General features: G+C 48.5%; 18 protein-coding genes. 7 read left to right on the forward strand and 11 right to left on the reverse strand.

What is annotated here, in order from left to right; translation table 11 throughout:
- Positions 1 to 11 precede the first annotated feature (11 nt).
- The 10 genes from DES35_RS06715 to DES35_RS06760 form a co-directional block, all read right to left on the reverse strand.
- Entirely contained in the window at positions 12 to 2,201 is a 2,190-nt protein-coding gene (locus DES35_RS06715) for an LruC domain-containing protein (protein WP_114366163.1), read from the reverse strand.
- A gap of 132 nt (positions 2,202 to 2,333) precedes the next feature.
- Entirely contained in the window at positions 2,334 to 3,341 is a 1,008-nt protein-coding gene (locus DES35_RS06720) for a DUF4837 family protein (RefSeq protein WP_037357370.1), read from the reverse strand.
- Positions 3,338 to 4,897, reverse strand: a complete 1,560-nt coding sequence (locus DES35_RS06725) for a LysM peptidoglycan-binding domain-containing protein (RefSeq protein WP_051889204.1) — start codon at positions 4,895 to 4,897, stop codon at positions 3,338 to 3,340. The genes DES35_RS06720 and DES35_RS06725 overlap by 4 nt, the downstream gene beginning before the upstream one ends.
- A 60-nt stretch (positions 4,898 to 4,957) precedes the next feature.
- Positions 4,958 to 5,338 carry a DUF4296 domain-containing protein gene (locus DES35_RS06730; protein ID WP_160171957.1) on the reverse strand — a complete coding sequence of 127 codons (381 nt, stop codon included), beginning with the start codon at positions 5,336 to 5,338 and terminating at the stop codon, positions 4,958 to 4,960.
- A complete protein-coding gene (locus DES35_RS06735) occupies positions 5,307 to 6,656 on the reverse strand; it encodes a dihydroorotase (RefSeq protein ID WP_037357374.1) in 1,350 nt (449 codons plus the stop codon). The genes DES35_RS06730 and DES35_RS06735 overlap by 32 nt, the downstream gene beginning before the upstream one ends.
- A gap of 8 nt (positions 6,657 to 6,664) precedes the next feature.
- A complete protein-coding gene (locus DES35_RS06740; RefSeq protein WP_037357376.1) occupies positions 6,665 to 7,390 on the reverse strand; it encodes a polyprenol monophosphomannose synthase in 726 nt (241 codons plus the stop codon).
- Positions 7,391 to 7,882: 492 nt separating this feature from the next.
- Positions 7,883 to 10,492: an ATP-dependent chaperone ClpB gene (gene clpB, locus DES35_RS06745; protein ID WP_114366164.1), complete on the reverse strand. Its 2,610-nt coding sequence runs from the start codon at positions 10,490 to 10,492 to the stop codon at positions 7,883 to 7,885.
- Between the two features lie 316 nt (positions 10,493 to 10,808).
- Entirely contained in the window at positions 10,809 to 12,311 is a 1,503-nt protein-coding gene (locus DES35_RS06750; protein ID WP_037357380.1) for a bifunctional ADP-dependent NAD(P)H-hydrate dehydratase/NAD(P)H-hydrate epimerase, read from the reverse strand.
- On the reverse strand, positions 12,274 to 12,891 hold the full coding sequence (gene coaE, locus DES35_RS06755; protein ID WP_114366165.1) for a dephospho-CoA kinase: 618 nt from the start codon (positions 12,889 to 12,891) through the stop codon (positions 12,274 to 12,276). The genes DES35_RS06750 and coaE overlap by 38 nt, the downstream gene beginning before the upstream one ends.
- Complete coding sequence (locus DES35_RS06760; protein ID WP_125039413.1) at positions 12,875 to 13,804, reverse strand: hypothetical protein; 930 nt, start codon at positions 13,802 to 13,804, stop codon at positions 12,875 to 12,877. The genes coaE and DES35_RS06760 overlap by 17 nt, the downstream gene beginning before the upstream one ends.
- Before the next feature lie 467 nt (positions 13,805 to 14,271).
- Here DES35_RS06760 and pgi point away from each other — a divergent pair, with 467 nt between their 5' ends.
- From pgi to DES35_RS06795, 6 genes are all read left to right on the forward strand, one after another.
- On the forward strand, positions 14,272 to 15,927 hold the full coding sequence (pgi, locus tag DES35_RS06770; protein WP_114366168.1) for a glucose-6-phosphate isomerase: 1,656 nt from the start codon (positions 14,272 to 14,274) through the stop codon (positions 15,925 to 15,927).
- Positions 15,928 to 16,003: 76 nt separating this feature from the next.
- On the forward strand, positions 16,004 to 16,630 hold the full coding sequence (locus DES35_RS06775) for an OmpH family outer membrane protein (RefSeq protein ID WP_114366169.1): 627 nt from the start codon (positions 16,004 to 16,006) through the stop codon (positions 16,628 to 16,630).
- A gap of 34 nt (positions 16,631 to 16,664) precedes the next feature.
- Positions 16,665 to 17,069, forward strand: a complete 405-nt coding sequence (locus DES35_RS06780) for a hypothetical protein (RefSeq protein WP_125039414.1) — start codon at positions 16,665 to 16,667, stop codon at positions 17,067 to 17,069.
- A gap of 110 nt (positions 17,070 to 17,179) precedes the next feature.
- Positions 17,180 to 18,412 carry a diaminopimelate decarboxylase gene (gene lysA, locus DES35_RS06785; RefSeq protein ID WP_371851080.1) on the forward strand — a complete coding sequence of 411 codons (1,233 nt, stop codon included), beginning with the start codon at positions 17,180 to 17,182 and terminating at the stop codon, positions 18,410 to 18,412.
- Complete coding sequence (locus DES35_RS06790; RefSeq protein ID WP_114366172.1) at positions 18,402 to 18,854, forward strand: GNAT family N-acetyltransferase; 453 nt, start codon at positions 18,402 to 18,404, stop codon at positions 18,852 to 18,854. Before lysA ends, DES35_RS06790 begins: the two co-directional genes overlap by 11 nt.
- A 19-nt stretch (positions 18,855 to 18,873) precedes the next feature.
- Positions 18,874 to 20,127 (forward strand): aspartate kinase, encoded by a 1,254-nt coding sequence (locus DES35_RS06795; protein WP_114366173.1) that lies wholly within the window; start codon positions 18,874 to 18,876, stop codon positions 20,125 to 20,127.
- 139 nt (positions 20,128 to 20,266) lie between these two features.
- Here the strand turns inward: DES35_RS06795 and dnaK are convergent, their stop codons facing one another.
- Positions 20,267 to 22,168 (reverse strand): molecular chaperone DnaK, encoded by a 1,902-nt coding sequence (gene dnaK, locus DES35_RS06800; RefSeq protein ID WP_114366174.1) that lies wholly within the window; start codon positions 22,166 to 22,168, stop codon positions 20,267 to 20,269.
- A 228-nt stretch (positions 22,169 to 22,396) separates the two neighbouring features.
- On the opposite strand from dnaK, the gene DES35_RS06805 reads away from it, so the two are divergent.
- Positions 22,397 to 22,867, forward strand: a complete 471-nt coding sequence (locus DES35_RS06805; protein WP_211306541.1) for a peroxiredoxin — start codon at positions 22,397 to 22,399, stop codon at positions 22,865 to 22,867.
- Positions 22,868 to 22,896: the final 29 nt, after the last annotated feature.

A 22,896-nucleotide genomic window follows, 5' to 3' on the forward strand; every position in this document is an offset into this window, starting at 1 on the left:
TCAGTAGTATTTTATGGGTTGTATATTTTTGAAGTGACGACGTTGTTGCCATTGTCCACATACCAAAGGGGGTATTGAACTCCTCCACTTTGTGCCCATGGCGCAAATTGCTGGTAAACACCTACAATATCTTCTTTTTCGATGGGGTATTTCCAAATATCAGGAATTTCAATGGCCCAAGGAAGACCTGTTTTGCTGGTGTAATTGAGAAATCCGCTGGCGCCGGTATTGTCGTCGATGGTGCCAAACAGAGTGGTGTTGGCCAGGTCGGTGGGTTGAAAACCCGGCAAGTGCACCTCGCGGCCCCGGTTTTGATTTACGATCGTGAAAGGATTCCAATCGCCGATATTGGCTATGGGTATCGGAGAGCTGAAGTTTATGGTAACAACCCGTTCGATTGGGGCTACAAATGTTTGATTGGGCACTGTATTGACAAATAGGGTTCCTGGATTTGGCAGGGCGCTGAACGCGTTGTCGAAAATAATGACCACAGCTTTGCTTTGTCCGTTTTCAGTGCCGTTGGGGGCAATGCTTGTGAAGCCGGAGAGCAATTGACCATCAACGGATTGAATGGCAGAGGGAAGTAAATTGTCAAACTGAATGCCGAAAGCATTTCGTTGGGAAGCTCCAATAGCAACTACTTTGTAGGTGTAAAAGAGTTCCACAGCGCCCATATTGGCATTGAGTACAAAGTGCATTCTGTTGTGAATGACCAGATCGTTGAAATCAAAATCTCCATAGGCTGGCCACAGGTCTTCAAAAGCAAGGGTATTAAACCCATTTTGTGAAGGGAAATAGAGGTTGTAAGCGCGGAGGGGATCGTTGGGGTATTCGTCGATGTTGTCGGGTACTCCATCACCATCTGAATCTACAATTGAAGGTGTTCCGAATCCTTCAGGATTGCAGGGTGAAGTGGGGATAAAATTGTTGCATCCGATGGAGGCCGGAGCTACAATTGCCCCATTATTTGCCACTATATTGGTTGCACAGAGCTCTACATTGCCAGCAATACCACCGGAGCTGTTAATGGTCAGCGGGCCGGGAATTACAATACTGGAAGTACTTCCATAGGCTTGTATGACCTTGTTGAAGTAGGTATTGCCTGTACCGCCTTTAATCATGGCGCCATCGTACAAGGTAATGGTAGTGCTGGAGTTGACATACATTTCATTGTTGCAGCGCATGTAAGAGCAGTTTTCTAGTATACCGTTGAAGTGAAAATTATTGTTAGCCGTCATGGAGCAGTAATTCTGGACATTCGATGACCTGTTGAAGTGGATGGTATTTCCACTGGCAACTTTTCCATGATTGAGGAACTTATGGTTGATGTTGATATCGGAAGTTGTATTGATTTCACCATAGTTTACGATTTCGCTGCCTGAGTTGCAGTTGAATTGTCCGTTGATGTTTAGGATTCCTTCGTTGTAGACTTTTCCGTTTGGGGAGAAGTTGGAGGTGATGGTTACGTTGTTGCTCCAGTTTCTGAAGGCTGAAGTATTGCCGTTGAAATTGATATTTCCGGTAGTCAGGGTAGCCCCGGCATTGATTTCAAGGGAGGCATTGTTATTTGCATTAAAATAACTAAAGTTGACGTTGGCTCCGGGACAAATGCGTACCTGAACATTGCCACCAATGTTGAAGCCACCGGTGAAGGTGCCGCTGATGCATATGATTTCATTGCCCCAAAAGTTGCCGTTGTAGTTGGAGAAGTTGTTAAGTGTTACGGTACATCCGGTGCATCCGTTGGGATTGATTTGAGTTTTACGCTGGGGGCGGCCCATTTTTTTGAAGGTGAAGTTTACCTTATCGCCCTCTATGGATACGGTGCGCATGTCCCTTATTCCATTGGGGTAATTGACTACTACGAAAACATTTTTTACGGCGCGGCTTATCCTGGCTTTTACCGATGCGTTTTGGTTTTTAGAGGCTATCACTACTACTCTGGGGGAAGTACCCTCACTTGGAAATTTGTCAAAGAGTTCTATTTTGTACTTGTTGTTGCCAAACATATCATCCTCGATGGATGCAGTAAAGTCTATTTCTCTCATGGTTGAGAAATCAAAACCCGAAGGTACCTGAAGTTCTTTCATGGAAGAGATGTGGGCGGTATTCTGATTATCATCGATTTTGTCTTTTTTACAATGTGTAAAAATGTTCAGAGAGATGATGATAATTGCAATAAGGTTAAAATACTTTTTCATCGGTGAGGTTATTTGTTCTTAAAGAATTTGCTTTAATTATGCCAAATCGATTTAAATACTGATAATGAAGATTTTAGTCCTTTTTGTGAAATTGAAATTTTCCCAAATAGGGAATTATATTTCCATTAGGGATTAAAATTCTGCACTTTTCAGCACAGATTCCATTTCGAAAAGCATGTTTCGTTTGTTAAGACCTACGGCCTGTAGAAAGGCATCAAGCAGTATGATTCTACGGTATTTTTCGTCAAAAATTGTAATGGAGTAGAAAGGTCCCCCGAGGAAGTCATTTACCGACTTGTAGAGACCCCTCATTTCGATAGCCAGGCTGCCGTTAAAATTTATGGTTTGAGACAAGGGGGTGATGGAGGTGTCCACCATGGTGTAGCTGCCCGGACGAGAGGATTGGGTATGAATTCTGGTCAGTGAATCACGGATTGCTATAATCTCCCATTCATTGAGCAGGTGGCCTTCCGGGTCCCATGGTCTGGTGTAGACCATGATTACATGATGTGTTTTAGAAGACTGTGCGAAGAATATACTTAGGTTGTTTTTTTTTACTACCTCGGTATAACCTTGTGGCATTAACAGTCGGATGCTTTCTTCTTCAGTGGCTTTTTTCCATTTTGCACCGGAGGTCAGAAGTGTTCTGCGGGTGAAATTCAAATCTTGTTCGCGAAAACGACTGAAAATTTCACTTCTATGACGCGCTGTGAGCACATAAAGTTGTCTGAGGTCTGAGTAGGTAAATAGAGCTAACTGTTGTGGTTTGGAGAATGCATTGGACTTCCATTGAAAGGTGGTAGTGTCTGATTCTTCGATGATGATGACGGCCTTATTTCTTTGAATGACATTTTTGAAGTTTACCGGGTCAACGCGCAAAATTGAGAAATATGGCTCCGGCTGAGGTAGTCCTGGCTGAGGGCGGAGGAGTTCGTTTTTAAGGGGTATTAGGGCTCGGGAATTCCAGAGGTGCTCGGTGCAAACTACTAAGATTTCGCATCTGGATCCCGTGCTTGGGGGTAGTGCTGTTTGCTGTTTTTTTGAGGGGGGGCCTGCATGTTGGTCAGATGTAGATTCGCAACTTGGCAGAGTAATAAAGTACAGGAAGGAAAAAACAAGTAAGAATATTGTCTTTTTCAATTGAGGTAAATCTTAAGCTTCATACCGGATTTCAGGTCGCGGGCATCTTTGAGATTGTTCCATGCCATAAGGTCTTCAACCCGTACGCCCTGATATCTTCTCGCAATGCTATAAAGTGTGTCTCCTGGATTTACGGTGTAATATTGTACATTGTTTCTGGAGTTATCGTTCTTTGTTGTACCGGAATTGTGTCTGATCACTGGAATTTGTTCTTTTGCAGAGGAGGCAGATGCTAAAGCGTTGGATGCGGATGGCCCTTGCCTGTTTCGGTATATGGTCAATCTCTGGTTTGGGTGTATGTTGTTGGATCGAAGGTTATTCCATCGTTTGATATCTGAAATATTTACCTTGTATTTTTTGGCAATTGCACCTAAAGATTCACCTCTTTTTACAGTGTGCACGACTCTGTCGCCAGAGGTAAGTGGTGATGCTTCGGCATTGGCTCTCAATCGGTTGGCTATTTCGGTAGATGACCTGGTGGTTTCCTTTAGATACGTGTAGATGGTGTCTTCGTTGGCTACGAAGAGTCCCCATTTGTCTCTGGGTAAAGCGATGAAGTAAAGATTGTCTTCGCTGGAGGGTATGATGTAATGTCGATATTGTGGATTCAAAAAGCTGATCATTTCTGCGGGCATTTCGAGGACTTCGGCCAGATGGCGCAGATCGACGGGCTCTCTAACGACCACGGTATCAAGGTCGTAAAAAGTGATTTCCGGCTCAAGGGGGTAGATTCCATGTTCGTGTGCGTAGTTTATCACATAGTTTACTGCGATGAAGGCAGGTACATAGCCGGCTGTTTCCCTAGGGAGGTAAGGTCTGAGCTCCCAGTAGTTGGTTTTTCCTCCGCTTCTTCGGATGGCTTTTGTCACATTGCCCGGGCCGGAGTTGTAGGCGGCCAGAGCGAGGTTCCAGTCGTTAAACCAGCGATAGAGCTGTTTTAGGAAGCGCGCTGCTGCTTCAGTGGATTTGTAGGGGTCGTTTCGCTCATCGATGTAGCTGGTAATACTGAGGCCCATCAGCCTTCCGGTGGAGTAGATAAACTGCCAAAGTCCCTGTGCTCCGGCTACTGAGGTAGCCCGGGGGTTAAGGGCGGATTCGACCATTGCCAGGTATTTGATTTCTAATGGAATGTTGTGTTTGTCGAATACTTCTTCGAAGATGGGGAAGTAGAGCTGAGAGAGTCCCATCATTCGAGATACTAACTGATGCTTGCGAAGATACATTTCGATGTACTGGCGAACTTCGCGGTTATAGGTCAGCTGGAGTGGGGTTTTGTGGTCGAGCTTGCGAAGTCTGTATTCAAAGAGGCTGTCGGGGATGGATGAAAAGTCTGCTGTATATTCATTTCGCTCTTCCCATCTTTGGGTAGTTCTGAACAAGTTTAGTTTAAACAATTCGTCCAGTGTTTTGGCGAAGGGGTCGTCTGAAATTTCAAGTCGATGGGATGCGGAAGCAGAGTCTTGATATATAACCAGACTGTCGTTGACGTCAATTTGTGCTGAAACCTGATGTAATGCAGCAAGCGTGAGTGCGAGGATAGCTTTTTTTAAATGCATTAAGTTTGAATTGTTGATGCCCTTACGGGCAAATTTACAGTGCTGAACGATAAGATAGGTTTAAAAATTGTCGTCGCTGGCTGGCGCCGTGGGGTCTGTGATTTCTACCTGCAGGAGTTGGAGGTCTCCTATGACCTGGTCGTAGATTTTTGAAAACAGGTCGGGGTATTGTGTATAAAAGTGGTGTGACCGGCGATATTGCTCATCGGTGATGGAGTGTTTTTCGAAGATTGCTTTGTAATAGTCTTCCATCAGATGGTTTTCGCTGTACAGGACTTTATCGCCGGAGCGTCTGCCTTCGAGCAGGTGGATATCGACCAGTATGCTGGCCATTTGTTCGGGTGGCAGAACATCGGGTGGTATTTCGACCTTGACACACGCAGGCAGCACCAGCAGAAGGCAGCCGATGCTAATCGCGCGTAAATTCCAGAGACATGGCATTTTTGAAACTGCTGAATTTTCCGTTTTCATACATCAACTGTCCGTTTACGAAGGTGTGAGTTACTCTGGATTTAAAGCTGATGCCTTCAAAAGGTGACCAGCCACAGCTGTAAAAAATGTTGTCTTTGTTGACTGTATAGGGCATGGCCGGATGGAGGAGTACGAGGTCGGCGAAGTAGCCTTCGCGGATAAATCCGCGGTCTTTAATCCGAAACAGTATGGAGGGGTTGTGACACATTTTTTCGACGAGGCGTTCGATGGTGATGCGTCCTTCTTTGACAAATTCCATCATTGCATTGAGGCTGTGCTGTACGAGAGGGCCGCCTGATGGGGCGTCGATGTAGGGTTTTTGTTTTTCTTCGAGGGTGTGCGGGGCGTGGTCGGTGGCGATGATGTCGATGCGGTTTTCGAGGAGGGCTTTCCAGATGGCTTCTCTGTCGGCGGTTGTTTTTACGGAAGGGTTCCACTTGATCAGATTTCCTTTATCGGCGTAGTCGGCATCGGAAAACCAAAGGTGGTGGATGCATGCTTCGGCTGTGATTTTCTTTTTTTCGAGGGGGACTTTGTTTTCAAAAATTACGGCTTCCTGTGCTGTGCTGATGTGGTAGATGTGGAGTCTGGAATTGAATTTTTTGGCCAGTGAGATGGCCGTTTGAGTTGAGAGCAGGCAAGCTTCGTGGCTGCGGATGAGTGGGTGATAGCGAGCCGTAAGTTGATTTCGACCTATCAGGTCAATGTATTTCTGCTGATTTTGGCGAATGGTTGTTTCGTCTTCGCAGTGGGTGATGATCAGCAGAGGGCTATCCCTGAAAAGGGCTTCTAAAGTGGCGGGATTATCGACGAGCATATTTCCGGTACTGGAGCCCATGAATACTTTAATTCCGGCGGCTTTGGAGGAGGCTGCTTTTTTGATTTCTTCTATATTGTCGTTGCTGGCTCCGAGATTAAAGCCAAAGTTGGCCCAGCTGGTTTTTTCGGCGATGTGGTATTTCTGGTGAAGGAGTTCAATGGTGGTGGCGGGGGGATTGGTATTGGGCTGTTCGATGTAGGATGTGACTCCTCCGGCCAGGGCGGCCCGGCTTTCGGAGTAGATGGTGCCTTTGTAAGTGAGGCCGGGTTCTCTGAAGTGCACCTGGTCATCGATGATGCCTGGAAGCAGGTATTTTCCCATGGCGTCGATGATTTTGGTGTTGGCGTTGTGCGGGGATATGGAGGGGGCTATTTTACTGATTCTCTCTCCGGTGATCAGCAGGTCGGATTCGGTGGTTTTGCCTTCGTTGACCAGTCTGGCGTTTTTGATGAGTGTGTGTCTGGCCATAAGGGGTTTTAAAATGGTTTTAGTATGCTTCTGATCTTAAGCTTGATGACTCCGAAGATGGCTTCCCAGATGATTCCTTTGGACATTTTTGAAGTGCCATTGCTTCGGTCGGTGAAAATTACGGGTATTTCTTTTATGGTGAAGCCTTTTTTCCACGTAATGTACTTCATTTCTATCTGAAAGGCATAGCCTATGAAGCGAACGCGGTCGAGATTGATGCTTTCCAGCACGCGTCTGGCATAACATTTAAAGCCGGCGGTGGCATCGTGTACCGGCAATCCGGTGACGAATCGAACGTAGCGGGAGGCAAAATACGAAAGTATTACGCGTGACATGGGCCAATTGATGACATTGACGCCGGTGACATACCTGGAGCCTATGGCCAGGTCGGCTCCTCCTGCTCTGCAGGCTTCATAGAGGCGAATGAGGTCCTGGGGGTTATGGGAGAAGTCGGCATCCATTTCGTAGATGTAGTCGTACTTGTGCCTAAGAGCGAATTTGAATCCGGTAATGTAGGCTGTGCCTAGGCCTAATTTGCCGGGGCGCTGGATGAGGTGGATGCGCCCGGGGAAGGTGGGTTGAAATTGTCTGACGATGTCGGCTGTGCCGTCTGGTGAGTTATCGTCTACAATCAGTACTTCAAAGGCCACGGGCAAGTCCATGATGGTTTGCAGCAGGGGCCCGATGTTTTCGGCTTCGTTGTAGGTGGGAATTATGACCAGATTTCTATCCAAGTAGTTGTTGTAAAATGATGGGCTCAAAGGTACAGTAGTCTGTGGTATGGAAGTGGGGTATTTGCTGTGATTGAATGTGGAGCTTTTTGGGGTATTGTCCGGGGGTTTGGATGGAGTGGAGGATCGAAGGGGGCTGGTAGGGGTGGGAGGAGTGGATGTGGTGTCTCAGGGTAAGGTGTGTATGGTTTCGGGTGGGGTTGGCTTTTGATCAGAGTGGATGTATTTAGGGGGGATTTGAGGGAATGGGTGTGGTGAGTCTGAGGTTGTTGGCCATGGATTGATATGGGATGGAGTTTTTGCGGCTGGTGTATTGCGTGAGGGATGCGGAGGGCGCCCGCAGGGCGGTGCGGAGCACGGGAGCGAAGCGTACCCCGGAGCAGCCTGACCCTGCGCGTAAAGGCCGCAAGGCCGGCGCGCAGGGGCACGCCCTAAGAAAAAAAAATCCCCGCCCTTGGGGGTAAGGACGGGGGATTGGGTGCTGGGTGTATGGGATTATTCTTCTGTGATTTCCGGGACTTCGATATTGGTGAAGGTGAAGTCCCGGCCGTCGTGGTCGAGCAGTATGACGCTTTCGGGGGTGAGGCGGCCGGAGAGGATTTCTTTGGAGAGTTGGTTGAGGACTAGTTTTTGGATGAGTCGCTTGACGGGCCGGGCGCCAAATTGGGGGTCGTAACCGGCTTCGGCGAGGTAGCGAATGGCTTCGTCGGTGTATTCGAGGGTGATGTTTTGGGATTCGAGTAGTTTTTTGACTTCGTTGAGACGCAGGCGCACGATATCGTTCATCTGTTCGCTGCTGAGCGGGGCGAACATAATGACTTCGTCGATGCGGTTGAGGAATTCCGGGCGGATGCTTCGCTTGAGAAGGGCGAATACTTCATCGCGGAGGGATTCGAGGATTTGCTCGCGGGAGCTGCTGTTGATTTCTTCGAGGCGTTCCTGGATGAGGTGGGAGCCTATGTTGGAGGTCATTATGATGATGGTGTTTTTAAAGTTGACGGTGCGGCCTTTGGCGTCGGTGAGCCGGCCGTCGTCAAGTACCTGGAGGAGTATGTTGAAGACATCTGGGTGGGCTTTTTCGATTTCGTCGAGCAGGACGATGCTGTAGGGGCGGTGGCGTATGGCTTCGGTGAGTTGTCCGCCTTCGTCGTAGCCTACGTATCCCGGGGGCGCGCCGATGAGACGGCTGACGGTGTGCCGTTCTTGGTATTCGCTCATGTCGATGCGGACCATGGCTTTTTCGTCGTTGAAGAGGACTTCGGCCAGGGCGCGGGCGAGCTCGGTTTTACCGACGCCGGTGGTTCCGAGGAAGATGAAGGAGCCGATGGGTCGTCTGGGGTCCTGTAGGCCGGCGCGGCTGCGACGAATGGCGTCGGCGACGGCAGCAATGGCTTCATCCTGACCGACGACGCGTTTGTGGAGTTCTTCTTCGAGGCGAAGGAGTTTTTCGCGTTCGCTTTCGAGCATTTTGGAGACGGGGATTCCGGTCCAGCGGGATACGACTTCGGCGATTTCCTGGGCGTCGACTTCTTCTTTGATGAAGCGGTTGCCTTGGGTGTTGAGTTGTCGTTCGGCTTCTTTGAGTTGGTTTTCGACTTCTTTGATGCGGCCATAGCGGATTTCGGCTACGCGGCCGTAGTCACCGGCGCGTTCGGCAGCTTCAGCCTGGATGCGGAGGTCTTCGAGTTGTTTTTTGAGGGATTGCAGGTGTTCGATGGCTTCTTTTTCGCGTAGCCAAGCGGCATTGAGGGCGGAACGTTTTTCGTTGAGTTCGGCGAGTTCTTCGCGGATGAGAGCGATGCGTTTTTCGTCGTTTTCGCGTTTCATGGCTTCGAGCTCGATTTCGAGCTGTCGTATTTTGCGGTCGAGGTCGTCGATTTCTTCGGGTTTGCTGTTGATTTGCATGCGGAGGCGAGAGGCGGCTTCGTCCATGAGGTCGATGGCCTTATCGGGGAGGAAGCGGTCGGTGATGTAGCGGGTGGAGAGTTCTACGGCGGCTACGATGGCTTCGTCTTTGATGCGGACTTTGTGGTGCATTTCGTAGCGGTCTTTGATGCCTCTCAGGATGGCGATAGCGTCTTCCGGCTGTGGTTCGTCGACGAGTACTTTTTGGAATCGGCGTTCGAGGGCTTTGTCTTTTTCGAAATATTTTTGGTATTCGCCTAGTGTGGTGGCGCCGATGGCTCTGAGCTCACCGCGAGCGAGGGCTGGTTTGAGGATGTTGGCAGCGTCCATAGCGCCTTCGCCGGCTCCGGCTCCTACGAGGGTGTGGATTTCGTCGATAAAGAGGACGATTTGGCCATCGCTTTGGGTTACTTCCTTGACTACGGCTTTGAGGCGTTCTTCGAATTCGCCTTTGTATTTGGCGCCGGCGATGAGGGCGCCCATGTCGAGGGCGTAGATGACTTTGTCTTTCAGGTTTTCGGGCACATCGCCATTGATGATGCGGTGTGCCATTCCTTCTACGATGGCGGTTTTACCGACGCCGGGCTCTCCGATGAGGATGGGGTTGTTTTTGGTACGTCGAGACAGGATTTGGAGGACGCGTCTGATTTCTTCGTCGCGCCCGATTACGGGGTCGAGTTTGTTGTCGCGAGCAAGGGCGTTGAGGTTTTTGGCGTATTTGCTCAGGGCATTGTGGGTATCTTCGATGCTGGCAGAAGTGGCTTTGGTGCCTCCGCGTATGGTTTGTATGGTGCGCAGGAGGTCTTTTTCGGTGAGGCCTGCATCCTTGAGGATGCGGGAGGCGGTGTCGTTGCTTTTTAGTATGCCGATTAGCAGGTGTTCGAGGGTGATGTATTCATCGCCCATTTCCTTGGCTGTTTTGGCAGCGTGGTTGAGGGCATCGGAGATGGAACGGCTGAAATAGACGTCTCCACCTTGCACGCGGGGCATGCTGTCGAGCGTACGTCTGACGGCTTGTTCTACGGTGTGAACGGGCACGCTCATTTTGGATAGGATAGATTTGGTAAATCCGCTATCTTCGGCGAGCATGGCCTGGAGAAGGTGAATGTTGTCTATGGCTTGATGGGAGCGCTCAGAAGCGATGTTTCGGGCTTCCTGGAGCACTTCCTGTGATTTTATGGTGAGGTTGTTGAGATTCATATCGTGGAAATTTTGTTGAAAACTTATTAACAACAATCTACCCAACTTTTTTCTAGCGCCAAAATGTCGGGGGTTGAGCAGTTTTGAGTTTTATTTCGGTAAAAATGGCAGTGTAAAGGTGGGTTTTCGCCATCAACCTGGAGAGATGAGCCAATGGTCAGCAGTGAAGTGGCTAAGGATTGGGTTAGCTGCCGATAATACAGCAGGTGTCGCGGAAAGGAGTTTCCTGAAGCGGGTGGAACGGTAAACTGCTGGCTGGCGTGATTCTAAGGCTGGTGGTTTGAGGTCGGTGTCACAAGGTGTCTTACTTAAATGGTCAGGTGGAAGAAGATAGTTGGTGAAAAGCCTGGTGGAGGTGGTTGATAATATCGCCGGCAATGAGCGATTCAGGACTATTGAGACGCAGCAGTGCAGCATCGCCGGCGGCTCCGTGAAGCCAAACGCCCAGACGGGCAGCCTGTGCCACGGGATATCCGGCGGCCAGCAGGGCGAGCAATACTCCGGTGAGTACATCGCCTGAGCCGGCTGTGGCCATGCCGTGATTTCCACTGTTGTTGAACCAGACGATTCCTTCCGGGGTGTATATTCGGGTGAAACGCCCTTTGAAGGCTATGACGGTTTTTGAAGATTGGCTGAATTTGAGGAGGTTTTGATGGAATTCAAAGGGTTTAGCCTGGCCAAAAAGTCTGAGGGCTTCTTTGGGATGAGGGGTGATGAGATGGTTGGGGCCAAGTCTGTGAAGCCAGCGATGCTTGGCAATGAGGTTGAGCGCATCGGCGTCCAAAACAGTGGGAATGGGGTATTCCAGTATTTCATTGAGCAATTCAGCGGAGGCCTGGGAGGTGCCCAGGCCCGGACCGATGGCTATGGCATCCGGTTCAAGGGATGAGACCAGGTCGGGTAAATCAGTTTCATTGAGGTCAAGGGCGATGGCTTCGGGGCGATGGACGGGCAGTGCCTGGGCTGCCCGCAGTCCACATGCGGTGTAGAGAAGGCCTATACCCGATCTGAGGGCTGCTGAGGAGGCCAGCAGCACTGCACCTGCGGTGTGGCCAATACCTCCAATCAGCAGACCGCGGCCGGCCTGGCCTTTGTGCATCCACAGGCTGCGCGGTCTGTAGAGTACTTTTACACTGTCGGCATCTTGTAGGTGGTGTGGAGATTCCTGTTGGTCGATAAATGAGCTGTCGAGGCCGATGTTAACTATTTTGATTTCGCCTGCCAACTCACCGGTGGGCATCATGAGGAGGGCGAGTTTTGGTAGGTGGAAAGTGATGGTCAATGAGGCTTTTACGATGGTGTGGAGTGTGTTGTGGTCGTTAGAGTCGGCAAACATGCCGGAGGGGAGGTCAACAGCGGCAACTGGCACACCGGAGGCGTTTATCTTGCGGACTATATCGGCACTCAGGCCTGTCAGAGGGCGGTTGAGTCCGGAGCCATAGAGTGCATCGATGAGGACGGCATCGGGTGGAAGCGTGAGGATATCGGTTGTGTGAAGGAGCAGGGGTTGAATGCCGCTTTCCCGGAGTCGTTGTTGGTTGGCGAGGTTGTCGGGGGAGTAGTTGTCGGAGGGCATCAGGTAGACGGTAACGTTGTTGAGTGGTTTTAGCATGCGTGCTATGGCCAGTCCATCGCCTCCGTTGTTGCCGGGTCCGCAGACGATGATGATGGATTTGCGGTGGGAGTATAAGAGGGATTGGAGGAATGTCTCTACCCAGGCTGAGGCTGCTGCTTCCATGAGGTCGATGGAGGCGATGGGGCGGTTTTGGATGGTGTAGCGGTCAGCTTCTCTGATTTGCTCTGCGGACAATATCTTCATGGATGTGGAGGATTTGATGAATGAGTGAGTGGTTTCCGTCGTTGAGTATGTTGTAGTCGGCCCATGCCATACGTTGGCTGTCGGTCCATTGGCGTCGGATTCGATTGTGAACTTCTTCGCGGGTGAGGCCGGAGCGCTGCACAACGCGCTTAACGCGCATTTCTTCGGGGGCTATAACATTGATTATCAGGTCGCATTCGGACGAAGTGCCGGCTTCGAAGAGGATAGCGGCTTCTTTGACGATGTAGAGTGATTTTTGTCTGGAGTACCAAAGGTGGAAGTGTTTTCTGACGTGGGGGTGAATGATGGAGTTGAGTTTTTGAAGTTTTTCGGGATTGGTAAAGACTGTTTTGGAGAGATAAGGGCGGTTGAGACCGTCGGTGGTGAGGGCCCGGGTGCCAAATTCGGCGGCTATCTGACTTCTGATATCGGGGTCTGAGTCGGCGAGGGTACGGGCGTGGTCATCTGCCTGGTAGACAGGTATGCCCAGCCGGGCAAATACGGCAGCTGCAGTGCTTTTACCGCTGCCTATGCCGCCGGTGAGGCCGACTATGAGAGGTTTTTTATCCGTCGATTGCATTAATGCCGATGAGTTTGAGGTTTCGTATCCTGCGATTTGTGGTGGATGGTTTGTGATTTACCTGAAAATCGCCTTGAGGTGTTTGGATGATTTGTATGCATTGCTGAGCATCGGAGGGATGGTCGTCTACGGGTATTTCCAGGTAGACGTGTGCCAGGTAGCTTTTGTCGGATATAAGGGTGTGGATGAGGAGATGTGTTGGCTTCCAATGCCCTATTTCAGCGCGAATGGTGATTTTTTTCACGTTGGAGTGGGTGCCTTTGGGAAGGTATTTTTTTACGGGAAGGGTGAAGGTCTGATGGCGCCGGTCATTTTTCAGGCGGATGGTACCGAGGTGTATTTCATTGAAGTTGGCTCCGTCGGAGGGTCGGTACAGCAAGGGGATGGAGTCGGGCTCCAGATGCAGGCTGATGAGTTCAAAGGGATGGGGGATGGTGGTATTGACTACCACCGGCACCTTTCGGGCTGCACTGAACCATGGGCTGAACCACAGGGTGTCGGGATTGATTTTCAGGATGGTAAAGTCAGGGAGCAGGGAAGCAATGTCGTATTTGGTGAGGTACCATTTTCCTTTGGAGGGGTGGTAGTTGAAGGTATGGAAGTTGACGGTGACGCTGGAGGGGATTTTTTTGTTTTTTTGGGGTTTTACATAGGAAATTTCGATTTGGAGGTGTGTAGTATCGGATTGGTAGATGCGGGGGAGGTTTTCAATTTCGATTTCGGTATGGGAAGTCGGGATGCTGTCGGTGCCCGGTCGGGTGATTAAAGCGATCAGGGTAAGCAGCAGGAAGATGATAAAAAACTCTTTGTGCTTGGATAGAAATCGTTGGATATGTTGAATGTTTTTTATTGGCATACGATGGGTTGTGGTCACCTTGAACTGACAGAGACAAAGGTCTGAAAGAAGAGACATATTGCAACAGGGTGTTTTGCAAGTCTGGTGGTACGGTGTGGAGGTATGGATGCTGTTGGTTTGGGTGATGTGGAAGTGTAGTATGTTTTTATGGAAAAATATGGGGCAGTGAATGGGATTGGAGGGGTGCTGAGGGGTATGGTGAGCTTAGTGGGGTGTGTTGCTAGGGTGATTTGCTTTAGGAGTATTTGACGATAAGGAGTATCGATATAGAGGGTCCATACAGAGGAGCTGTGCGTGAGGGATGCGGAGGGCGCCCGCAGGGCGGTGCGGAGCACGGGAGCGAAGCGTACCCCGGAGCAGCCCGACCCCGCGCGGTAAGGCCTCTGTTTCAGAGGCCGGCGCGCGGGGGCACGCCCAAGGAATAAAAAATATTTTGGAAATTGACGGAATCCTATGGGTGTGGAAAATTGATTTTTGAGGGATGGGATCATGGGAGGTTTCTTTGCAGAAACAAGTGTGTGGTGATGAAAAACGTAAATCCTACAGAAACACAGGCGTGGAGAGCGCTGGAGCGACATGCCAAAGAGGCGGAGGGCTGGAGATTAAAGGAGCTTTTTAAGGCTGACGATCAGCGATTTAGAAAATTCAGTATTGAATGGGAGGGTTGGTTGGTGGATTTTTCGAAGAATCTGGTGACGGAGCGCACGCTGGGATTGCTGGAAGAGTTATTTGAGGTGTGTGGCTGGAGGGAGGCCATCGATGCGCAGTTTGGGGGTGAACTGATTAACAGGACGGAAAAACGCGCGGTGTTTCATACGGCGCTTCGCAATCATTGGGGTGAGAGGCCGTCGGTGACCGGGGGGAGGGATGTGCGGGGTGATGTGAGAGCTGTGCTGGAGAAGATGCGTTCTTTCAGTGATAAGGTGCGCAGCGATGACTGGAAAGGATACAGCGGCAAGGCCATAACAGATGTGGTAAACATTGGAATCGGGGGCTCTGACCTGGGGCCGCTGATGGTGACCGAGGCACTGAAAGCCTATGGGCACCCAAGGCTGAGGTTTCACTTTGTATCAAATGTGGATGGTGCCCATATCTGGGAAACCTTAAAAAAAGTGGATGCTGAGACGACAATTTTTATAGTGGCATCCAAGACGTTTACAACACAGGAGACGATGGCCAATGCGCATACGGCCAGGAGGTGGTTTTTTGACCAGGGGGGCAAGCCGGAGGATGTAGCCAGGCACTTTATGGCCGTATCGACCAACGGGGAGAAGGTGAGAGAATTTGGGATTGATGTGGAGAATATGTTTGAGTTTTGGGATTGGGTAGGAGGGAGGTTTTCGGTGTGGAGTGCCATCGGGCTGCCGGTAATGATACGTGTCGGATATGAACGGTTTATGGAATTTTTGTACGGGGCGTGGCTGGTGGATGAGCATTTGCTCAAGGCGCCTTTCCGGCAGAACATTCCGGCTATGATGGCTGCTATCGGGATTTGGTATGTGAATTTTCTTGGGGCTGAAACGGAGGCGATACTGCCCTATGACCAATATCTGAGCAGGTTTCCGGCCTATTTTCAGCAAGGTAATATGGAGAGCAACGGAAAGTCCGTAGACCGGAATGGCAAACTGGTGAAGTATAAAACAGGTCCTATTGTGTGGGGTGAGCCGGGGACCAATGGTCAGCATGCTTTTTTTCAGATTCTGCATCAAGGGACGCGTCTGGTACCATGTGATTTTCTGGCGGGGATAAAGCCCGTAGCGCCGTATAAAGACCACCATGAGAAGCTGCTGGCCAATTTTTTTGCCCAAACGGAGGCTTTGATGATAGGGAAAAGCCGCGAGGAAGTGGTGGAGGAGCTGAAAGCATCGGGGGCCTCGGCGGAGGATATTGAGTTTTTGGCTCCTTTTAAGGTTTTTGAGGGGAATAAGCCAACCACGAGTATCTTATATCCGCAGTTGACCCCGCAGACTTTAGGGAGTTTGATTGCGATGTATGAGCACAAAATCTTTTTGCAGGGGGTGGTATGGAATATTTATTCTTACGACCAGTGGGGAGTGGAGCTTGGAAAGCAACTGGCCAACAGGATATTGCCGGAGCTGGAGGAGGGCAAGATACGTCTGCAGCACGATGGCTCTACGACGGGATTGATTGAATTTTATCTCAAGGCACGTGAAAAATAAAAATTTTTTCAAGAGCAGCAGAAATGAGATTTTGTAGGTTTGCGCGATTTTTTTCAAAAACGAAACCGGACAACTGATGGACAACGTATTTAAGGCAATCAGCATAGTGGCTTTAGGTGGAGTGATACTCTTGTTTGCTTTGCAAAACAGGGGCCCTAGGAGCCAAGAGGCTGCGGACGAACCGAAAACCGCTGCCATCCTGCAAAAAGATGTACAGATGAATGGCGAAATAATCGGCCTCAGGGTGGCTTATGTACGAATGGATTCACTGGTGGCCAATTATGAGCATCATAAAGAGCTCAAAAAACAACTTGAGCAGAAGTACAAGTCTTTGGAGGCTGATATGGCACGCAGGACTAAAATTTTTGAAGAAAACTACAGAGAACTGGAAAAAGAAGCTAAGAATCTAAGCCCGCGAGAGCTGCAGGCTGCAGAAGCGGACCTGATGAATAAGCAGCAGGAACTGATACGGTACAGAGATGCGCGTGCACAGGAATTGCTGGCCGAGGAGGCTAAGCTGAATGCCATCATCAAAAAGGACCTGGACGAGGTGGTGGATCAGCTGGCGAAAGAGGCCGGCTTAGACCTGGTGCTTACCTATGATGCTGCAGGTACCATTCTCTATGGAAAGGCAGATTTTGACATCACCGATGAGGTGGTTAAAAGATTAAATCAGCGGTACACTTCAGGACAACAGAAGTAAAAATTTTACTTTTGCAATCTGAAAAGGCAGTTTGGTGAGAAAGACCCTCTTACTTCTGACACTTTCTACCTCCTTTGCGCTGTTAAGCTGCGAAAGGGATGATTTTGATATCAACGATCCAAGGCTCAACTATACCGGTACATGGGATGTAAAAGAAACCGAAGGGGATTTTGCTCCCCAGTCATACACGGTGACCATAGATTTGGGAGAGTTGGCCAATAACCTCATCATCAGAGGCTTGTATGCTCAGGGGCCCAATTTTACGACCACAGCACTGGTGAGTGGCAGAAGTTTGGAAATTCCGGTACAGACCCGTACCGGCCTGACTCTATCAGGTTCTGGTACGGCTAATCAGAATTATACGGTAATAAGCCTTCAGTTTAGCGTAAACGACGGAAGCTCTACAGATAATGTGAAAGCTGAATTGAAGAAACGCTAGTGCCCCGGAGATATTTCGGGGCAAAAGCCGGATGTTCCTGATGGGAATTTCCGGCTTTTTTATTCCGAGTAAAATTTGAGAAATCTAATCATAAACCAATGAACCATCAAATTCCAACCGAACAGTTGCTTGACCTGGCAGACAGGTATGGGACACCTCTTTTTGTGTACGATGCCGGCATCATGAAGAAACAATACGATAGGCTTTGCAATGCTTTCAAAGGGCAGAGAGTAAAATTTAACTATGCCTGTAAAGCACTGGGCAATCTGAATGTGATGCGCCTGTTTAAAAACATGGGAACAGGGCTGGATACTGTTTCGATTGAGGAAGTAAAATTAGGACTGATGGCCGGATTTGAGCCACAGGAGATTTTGTTTACGCCCAATTGCGTGGATATAGGTGAAATTGCTGAGGCTGTGGAGCTGGGTGTCAGAATTAATATCGACAACTTGTCTGTATTGGAGCAGTTTGGCGGCAGATATGGGAATTCGGTACCGGTATGTGTGCGTATGAATCCCCACATTATGGCTGGAGGCCATCAGAAAATTTCCACCGGACATATCGACTCTAAATTTGGCATTTCGATTCATCAGGTAAGGCATTTGCAGCGCATCCTAAAGCACTACCACATAAGGGTGAATGGCCTTCATATGCATACGGGGAGCGACATTCTGGATGTGGATGTGTTTTTAAGAGGGGCTCAGATATTGCTGGACCTTGCCTTCGAATTTTCTGATTTGGAATATATAGACTTTGGCTCGGGTTTTAAAGTGCCCTACAGACCGGGAGAGAAAGGCACTCATGTAGAAGAATTGGGTGAAAAAATGGGTGCAATGTTCAAGGACTTTTGCAATCAATATGGCAAGGAGCTTTCACTGGTTTTTGAGCCGGGAAAGTGGCTGGTGAGCGAAGCAGGCTACTTTCTGGTAAAGGTTAATGTAATCAAGCACACAACCGCCACTGTATTTGCCGGGGTAAATTCCGGATTTAACCATTTTATAAGGCCCATGTTTTACGATGCCTACCACCACATTCTCAACCTGAGCAATCCTTTAGGTACAGAGCGTATCTACACTGTGGTAGGCTATATCTGTGAAACCGACACTTTTGCCTGGGACAGACCACTTCCCGAAGTGAGAGAGGGTGACATTCTTTGTTTTTTGAACGCCGGGGCTTACCTCTACAGCATGGCGAGCAACTACAATGCACGATTAAAGCCGGCTGAAGTGCTGCTTTACGGGGGTACAGATTACCTAATCAGTCGCCGGCAGACCTTGGACGATTTGCTGGCTACTACTTTAGATTGTTCGAAAATCTTTGAAAACCAGCTGTATGAACACTAAAAAAATCGCAGTAAGGGAAGGTAGAAAGGAGGATTTACCGGCAGTATTAGACCTCATCAAAGAACTGGCAGCCTATGAGAGAGCAGCCGAAGAGGTAATAAATACTGAAGCGAAACTTCAGGAGGATTTCGAGGCCGGACGTTTCAAGCTGTGGGTTGCTGTGGATGAAAGCGATATCGTAGGCATGGCACTCTGCTACGAACGTTACAGCACCTGGAAGGGGCGCTGCCTCTATCTGGAAGACATTGTGGTACGAGAGCTGTACAGGCGCAGCGGGATAGGAAGCCGATTGTTCAGCACTTTGATTGAATATGCAAAGGCCAAAGGCTACTACAGTCTGAACTGGCAGGTACTGGACTGGAACGAGCCAGCTCTGAATTTTTACAAAAAATGGAAAGCTGAAATTGACACCACCTGGTGGAACGGAAAAATAGTGCTTTAACAATCAATAAGATGTAACTATGAAAGTATTCAAATTTGGAGGAGCATCGGTAAAAGACCCTGAGGGTGTACGGAATATTGCCAAGATTATCCAGTTGTACCAGGATGACGGGCTTGTGGTGGTGGTTTCGGCCATGGGCAAGACGACCAATGCACTGGAGGAGGTGGTACAACTTTACTACCATCGTGCGGACGGATACGCTGAAAAGCTCGAATCGATCAGGCAATACCACTACAGCATCATGGAAGAGTTATTTCCTATGCGCCAGCATCTGGTTTATGAAGAGGTAGAGCATGTATTTTATCAGCTAAAGCTGATTTGCCAGACAAAACCTGAGGTCGATTACAATCTGATCTACGATCGCATCGTGAGCTATGGAGAAATTTTAAGCACCCGAATAGTAAGTGCGTATTTGTCTGAGATAGGGATTGAAAACACATGGCTTGATGCACGAAAGCTGATAAAAACCGATCAGAATTATCGCTTTGCCAAGGTCAACTGGAGTTTTACTGAAATTCTGCTCAAACAGGCGATCAGAAATGCCAAAGGCCGATATGTGATACAAGGATTTATAGGAAGCGACGACAATTATCACTCAACTACTTTGGGAAGAGAGGGGAGTGATTACACAGCGGCCATTGTAGCTTACTGCTTGGATGCTGAGAGTGTGACCATTTGGAAGGATGTGCCCGGAGTGCTCAATGGCGATCCGAAGGTATTTGAAGACACTGTACTGCTGCGCAAAATCAGCTTCTCGGAAGCAATAGAATTGGCCTATTACGGGGCATCTGTCATTCATCCCAAGACCATACAGCCTTTGAAGCAAAAAAACATACCCTTGATGGTAAAGTCCTTTGCAAGACCAGAGGCAGAAGGCACGGAGATACAGAACGGGAGTTCTTTGGAACCTATGGTACCTTGTTTTATCCGTAAGACCAATCAGGCAGTATTGAATGTAAGTACGACCGATCTGGCGTTTATTGTAGAAGAGCATTTAAGCCAGATTTACGCCACTTTTCACCGCTATGGTATACGAGTAAATCTGACTCAAAACACAGCAACGAGTTCTACTTTTGTCATCAATCACGATCCAGTCAATGTACCGATGTTGCTTGAGGATTTGAAGATGCATTTCACGATATCTTACCGGCCCGAAGCCACGTTGTTTACCGTTAGGCATTACAGCGAAAAGCTTATGGATGAATTTCTGAGAGACAAGCATCCCATTATCAGCCAGAGTACTCCGGTGATCTATCAAATCGTTGTCTTTTAAAAAAATAGAGGAGCGCTTGTTTGTTGTTTTTAGGAAAAAAAAACCGCCCGTTTGGAGGACAGGGCGGTTTTTGAAATAGGTTCAGCTTTTGAAATAGGTTCAGCTTTTGAAATAGGTTCAGCTTTTGAAATAGGTTCAGTTATTTATTGTCTGTTACTTCTTCGTATTCTACATCAGAAACTCCATCGGAGCTGTCTGATGTGGTATTTGCTGAAGTATTGGCACCGGTTGAGGCATTGCCCTGATTTGAGTACATGGTTTGTGAGGCTTTAGTCCATGCCTGATTGAGTTTTGTAAGGGCGCTGTCAATTTTTTCGATGTCTTGTACGCTGTGGGCTTGTTTGAGTTCAGCCAGAGCACTTTCAATTTCAGACTTGGTAGCCGGGTCTATTTTGTCTCCGTATTCTTTCAATTGGTTTTCAGTCTGGAAGATGGTAGAGTCAGCAGCTACCAGTTTATCGGCTCTTTCTTTGGCTTTGCGGTCTGCCTCAGCATTGAGCTCGGCTTCGCGACGCATTCTTTCGATTTCTTCTTTGGTAAGGCCTGAAGAGGCTTCTATTCTGATGCTTTGAGCTCTGCCGGTACCCAGGTCTTTGGCCGATACATTCAGAATACCGTTGGCATCGATGTCAAAAGTAACTTCGATTTTGGGTACACCTCTGGGTGCCGGAGGTATATTGTCGAGATGGAAACGTCCGATGGTTTTGTTGTCTTTGGCCATGGGTCTTTCACCTTGCAGCACGTGGATTTCTACTGAGGGCTGATTGTCGGCTGCTGTGGAGAAGATTTCGCTTTTCTTGGTAGGAATTGTGGTATTGGCTTCAATGAGTTTGGTGAAGACGCCTCCCAGTGTTTCGATACCAAGTGATAGGGGAGTCACATCCAGCAGCAGTACGTCTTTTACATCTCCACTGAGTACACCGCCCTGTATAGCTGCACCTATTGCTACTACTTCGTCAGGGTTCACACCTTTTGAAGGTTCTTTTCCAAAGAATTTTCGCACGGCTTCCTGAATAGCTGGTATTCGGGTGCTTCCACCTACGAGGATTACCTCGTCGATGTCGTTTACAGTTAATCCGGCCTTTTGTAAAGCTGTGCGGCACGGTTCGATGGTGCGTTGGATCAGTTGATGCGACAGTTGTTCGAATTGTGCTCTGGTCAAAGTTTTGACCAGGTGTTTGGGACCTGACGGGGTAGCGGTTATGTAGGGCAGATTAATTTCGGTAGTTGATGATGAAGAGAGCTCGATTTTTGCTTTTTCGGCAGCATCTTTGAGTCTTTGCAGCGCCATAGGGTCATTGCGCAGGTCTACGCCCTCTTCATTTTTAAAGGAATCAGCCAGCCAGTCGATGATTACTTGGTCAAAGTCATCACCTCCCAGGTGTGTATCACCATCTGTAGCCCTTACTTCAAAGACTCCATCACCAAGTTCTAGAACGGACACATCGTGAGTACCCCCACCGCAGTCGAAAACTACGATTTTCATGTCTTTACCTTTTTTATCGATGCCATAGGCCAGAGCTGCAGCAGTGGGTTCGTTGATGATTCTTCGGACTTTCAGGCCTGCGATTTCTCCGGCTTCTTTTGTGGCCTGGCGCTGGGCGTCGTTGAAGTAGGCGGGCACGGTGATCACGGCTTCTGTGACAGTAGTACCCAGATAATCCTCAGCGGTTTTCTTCATTTTCTGAAGAATCATAGCTGAAATTTCCTGAGGTGTATAATGGCGGCCTTCTATTTCTACACGGGGGGTATTGTTATCACCCTTTACAACTTTGTACGGAACCCGGGCGGCTTCATTGAGGCACTCGTCGTAAGTGCGGCCCATAAATCTCTTGATTGAGTAAATGGTCTTTTTGGGATTTGTTATAGCCTGGCGCTTGGCCGGATCCCCTACCTTGCGCTCACCTCCATCTACAAATGCCACCACCGAGGGGGTAGTGCGTTTACCTTCACTGTTTGGGATTACTACCGGTTCATTACCCTCCATCACGGCCACACATGAGTTGGTAGTTCCCAGATCGATACCTATTATTTTGCTCATAATTTCCGATTTTTAAAAATGTTGTACTTGAATTTGTCAATCCCTGTGCCACCGGACATTTTTTTACGAATAATGCCGAATTGACACAATTATAACATTAAACATCGCTTTTTCTGCCAATAATGTCATCTGATTTGACCGGATATAAGCGCTGGCTATCGATGGTGGATTTTAGCTATTAATGGATGCTAACCTACTTTCGAGATTTGTAAACCGATTGCAACGGTGATGCTGAATATAGGTACTGATGCTCCTGAATTTAAGTGTATCAATCAGAAGGGTAAAACCATACAGCTTTCTGATTTTGTCGGGAAAAAAATTGTAGTGCTTTATTTTTATCCAAAGGATTTTACGCCGGGTTGCACAGTGCAAGCCTGCAGTTTCAGGGATGAATATGAGCAATTTATGGAGTATGGAGCGGAAGTAATTGGTATATCAGCCGATTCTGAAGAATCTCATAAAAAGTTTGCCGGGAATTATTCGCTGCCCTTTCATCTATGCTCGGATCCAGATGGTACGATCCGAAAAAGCTACAAGGTGCCTGTAGGCTTCCTGAGCATATTTTTTTCCAGAATTACCTATATCATCGGACTGGACGGAAAAATAGCCTGGGCTTATAAAAGCAACCTGGCGCCTGCATCGCATGTGTCAGAAGCGCTGAAAATAGTCGAAGAACTTCAACTCCGAAATTTTCAATAATGCTACAGCGCTCAGAGTTGAACTCAATA

The organism is Schleiferia thermophila, from assembly GCF_003337435.1.
GTDB classification, from domain to species: Bacteria; Bacteroidota; Bacteroidia; order Flavobacteriales; family Schleiferiaceae; genus Schleiferia; species Schleiferia thermophila.

Coding starts and splice junctions, on each gene's coding strand:
- DES35_RS06715 (WP_114366163.1), bottom strand. CDS start 2,201: ATGAAAAAGTATTTTAACCTTATTGCAATTATCATCATCTCTCTGAAC.
- DES35_RS06725 (WP_051889204.1), bottom strand. CDS start 4,897: ATGCATTTAAAAAAAGCTATCCTCGCACTCACGCTTGCTGCATTACAT.
- DES35_RS06730 (WP_160171957.1), bottom strand. CDS start 5,338: ATGCCATGTCTCTGGAATTTACGCGCGATTAGCATCGGCTGCCTTCTG.
- DES35_RS06735 (WP_037357374.1), bottom strand. CDS start 6,656: ATGGCCAGACACACACTCATCAAAAACGCCAGACTGGTCAACGAAGGC.
- clpB (WP_114366164.1), bottom strand. CDS start 10,492: ATGAATCTCAACAACCTCACCATAAAATCACAGGAAGTGCTCCAGGAA.
- DES35_RS06750 (WP_037357380.1), bottom strand. CDS start 12,311: ATGAAGATATTGTCCGCAGAGCAAATCAGAGAAGCTGACCGCTACACC.
- coaE (WP_114366165.1), bottom strand. CDS start 12,891: ATGCAATCGACGGATAAAAAACCTCTCATAGTCGGCCTCACCGGCGGC.
- DES35_RS06760 (WP_125039413.1), bottom strand. CDS start 13,804: ATGTCTCTTCTTTCAGACCTTTGTCTCTGTCAGTTCAAGGTGACCACA.
- pgi (WP_114366168.1), top strand. CDS start 14,272: ATGAAAAACGTAAATCCTACAGAAACACAGGCGTGGAGAGCGCTGGAG.
- DES35_RS06775 (WP_114366169.1), top strand. CDS start 16,004: ATGGACAACGTATTTAAGGCAATCAGCATAGTGGCTTTAGGTGGAGTG.
- DES35_RS06790 (WP_114366172.1), top strand. CDS start 18,402: ATGAACACTAAAAAAATCGCAGTAAGGGAAGGTAGAAAGGAGGATTTA.
- DES35_RS06795 (WP_114366173.1), top strand. CDS start 18,874: ATGAAAGTATTCAAATTTGGAGGAGCATCGGTAAAAGACCCTGAGGGT.
- dnaK (WP_114366174.1), bottom strand. CDS start 22,168: ATGAGCAAAATAATAGGTATCGATCTGGGAACTACCAACTCATGTGTG.
- DES35_RS06805 (WP_211306541.1), top strand. CDS start 22,397: ATGCTGAATATAGGTACTGATGCTCCTGAATTTAAGTGTATCAATCAG.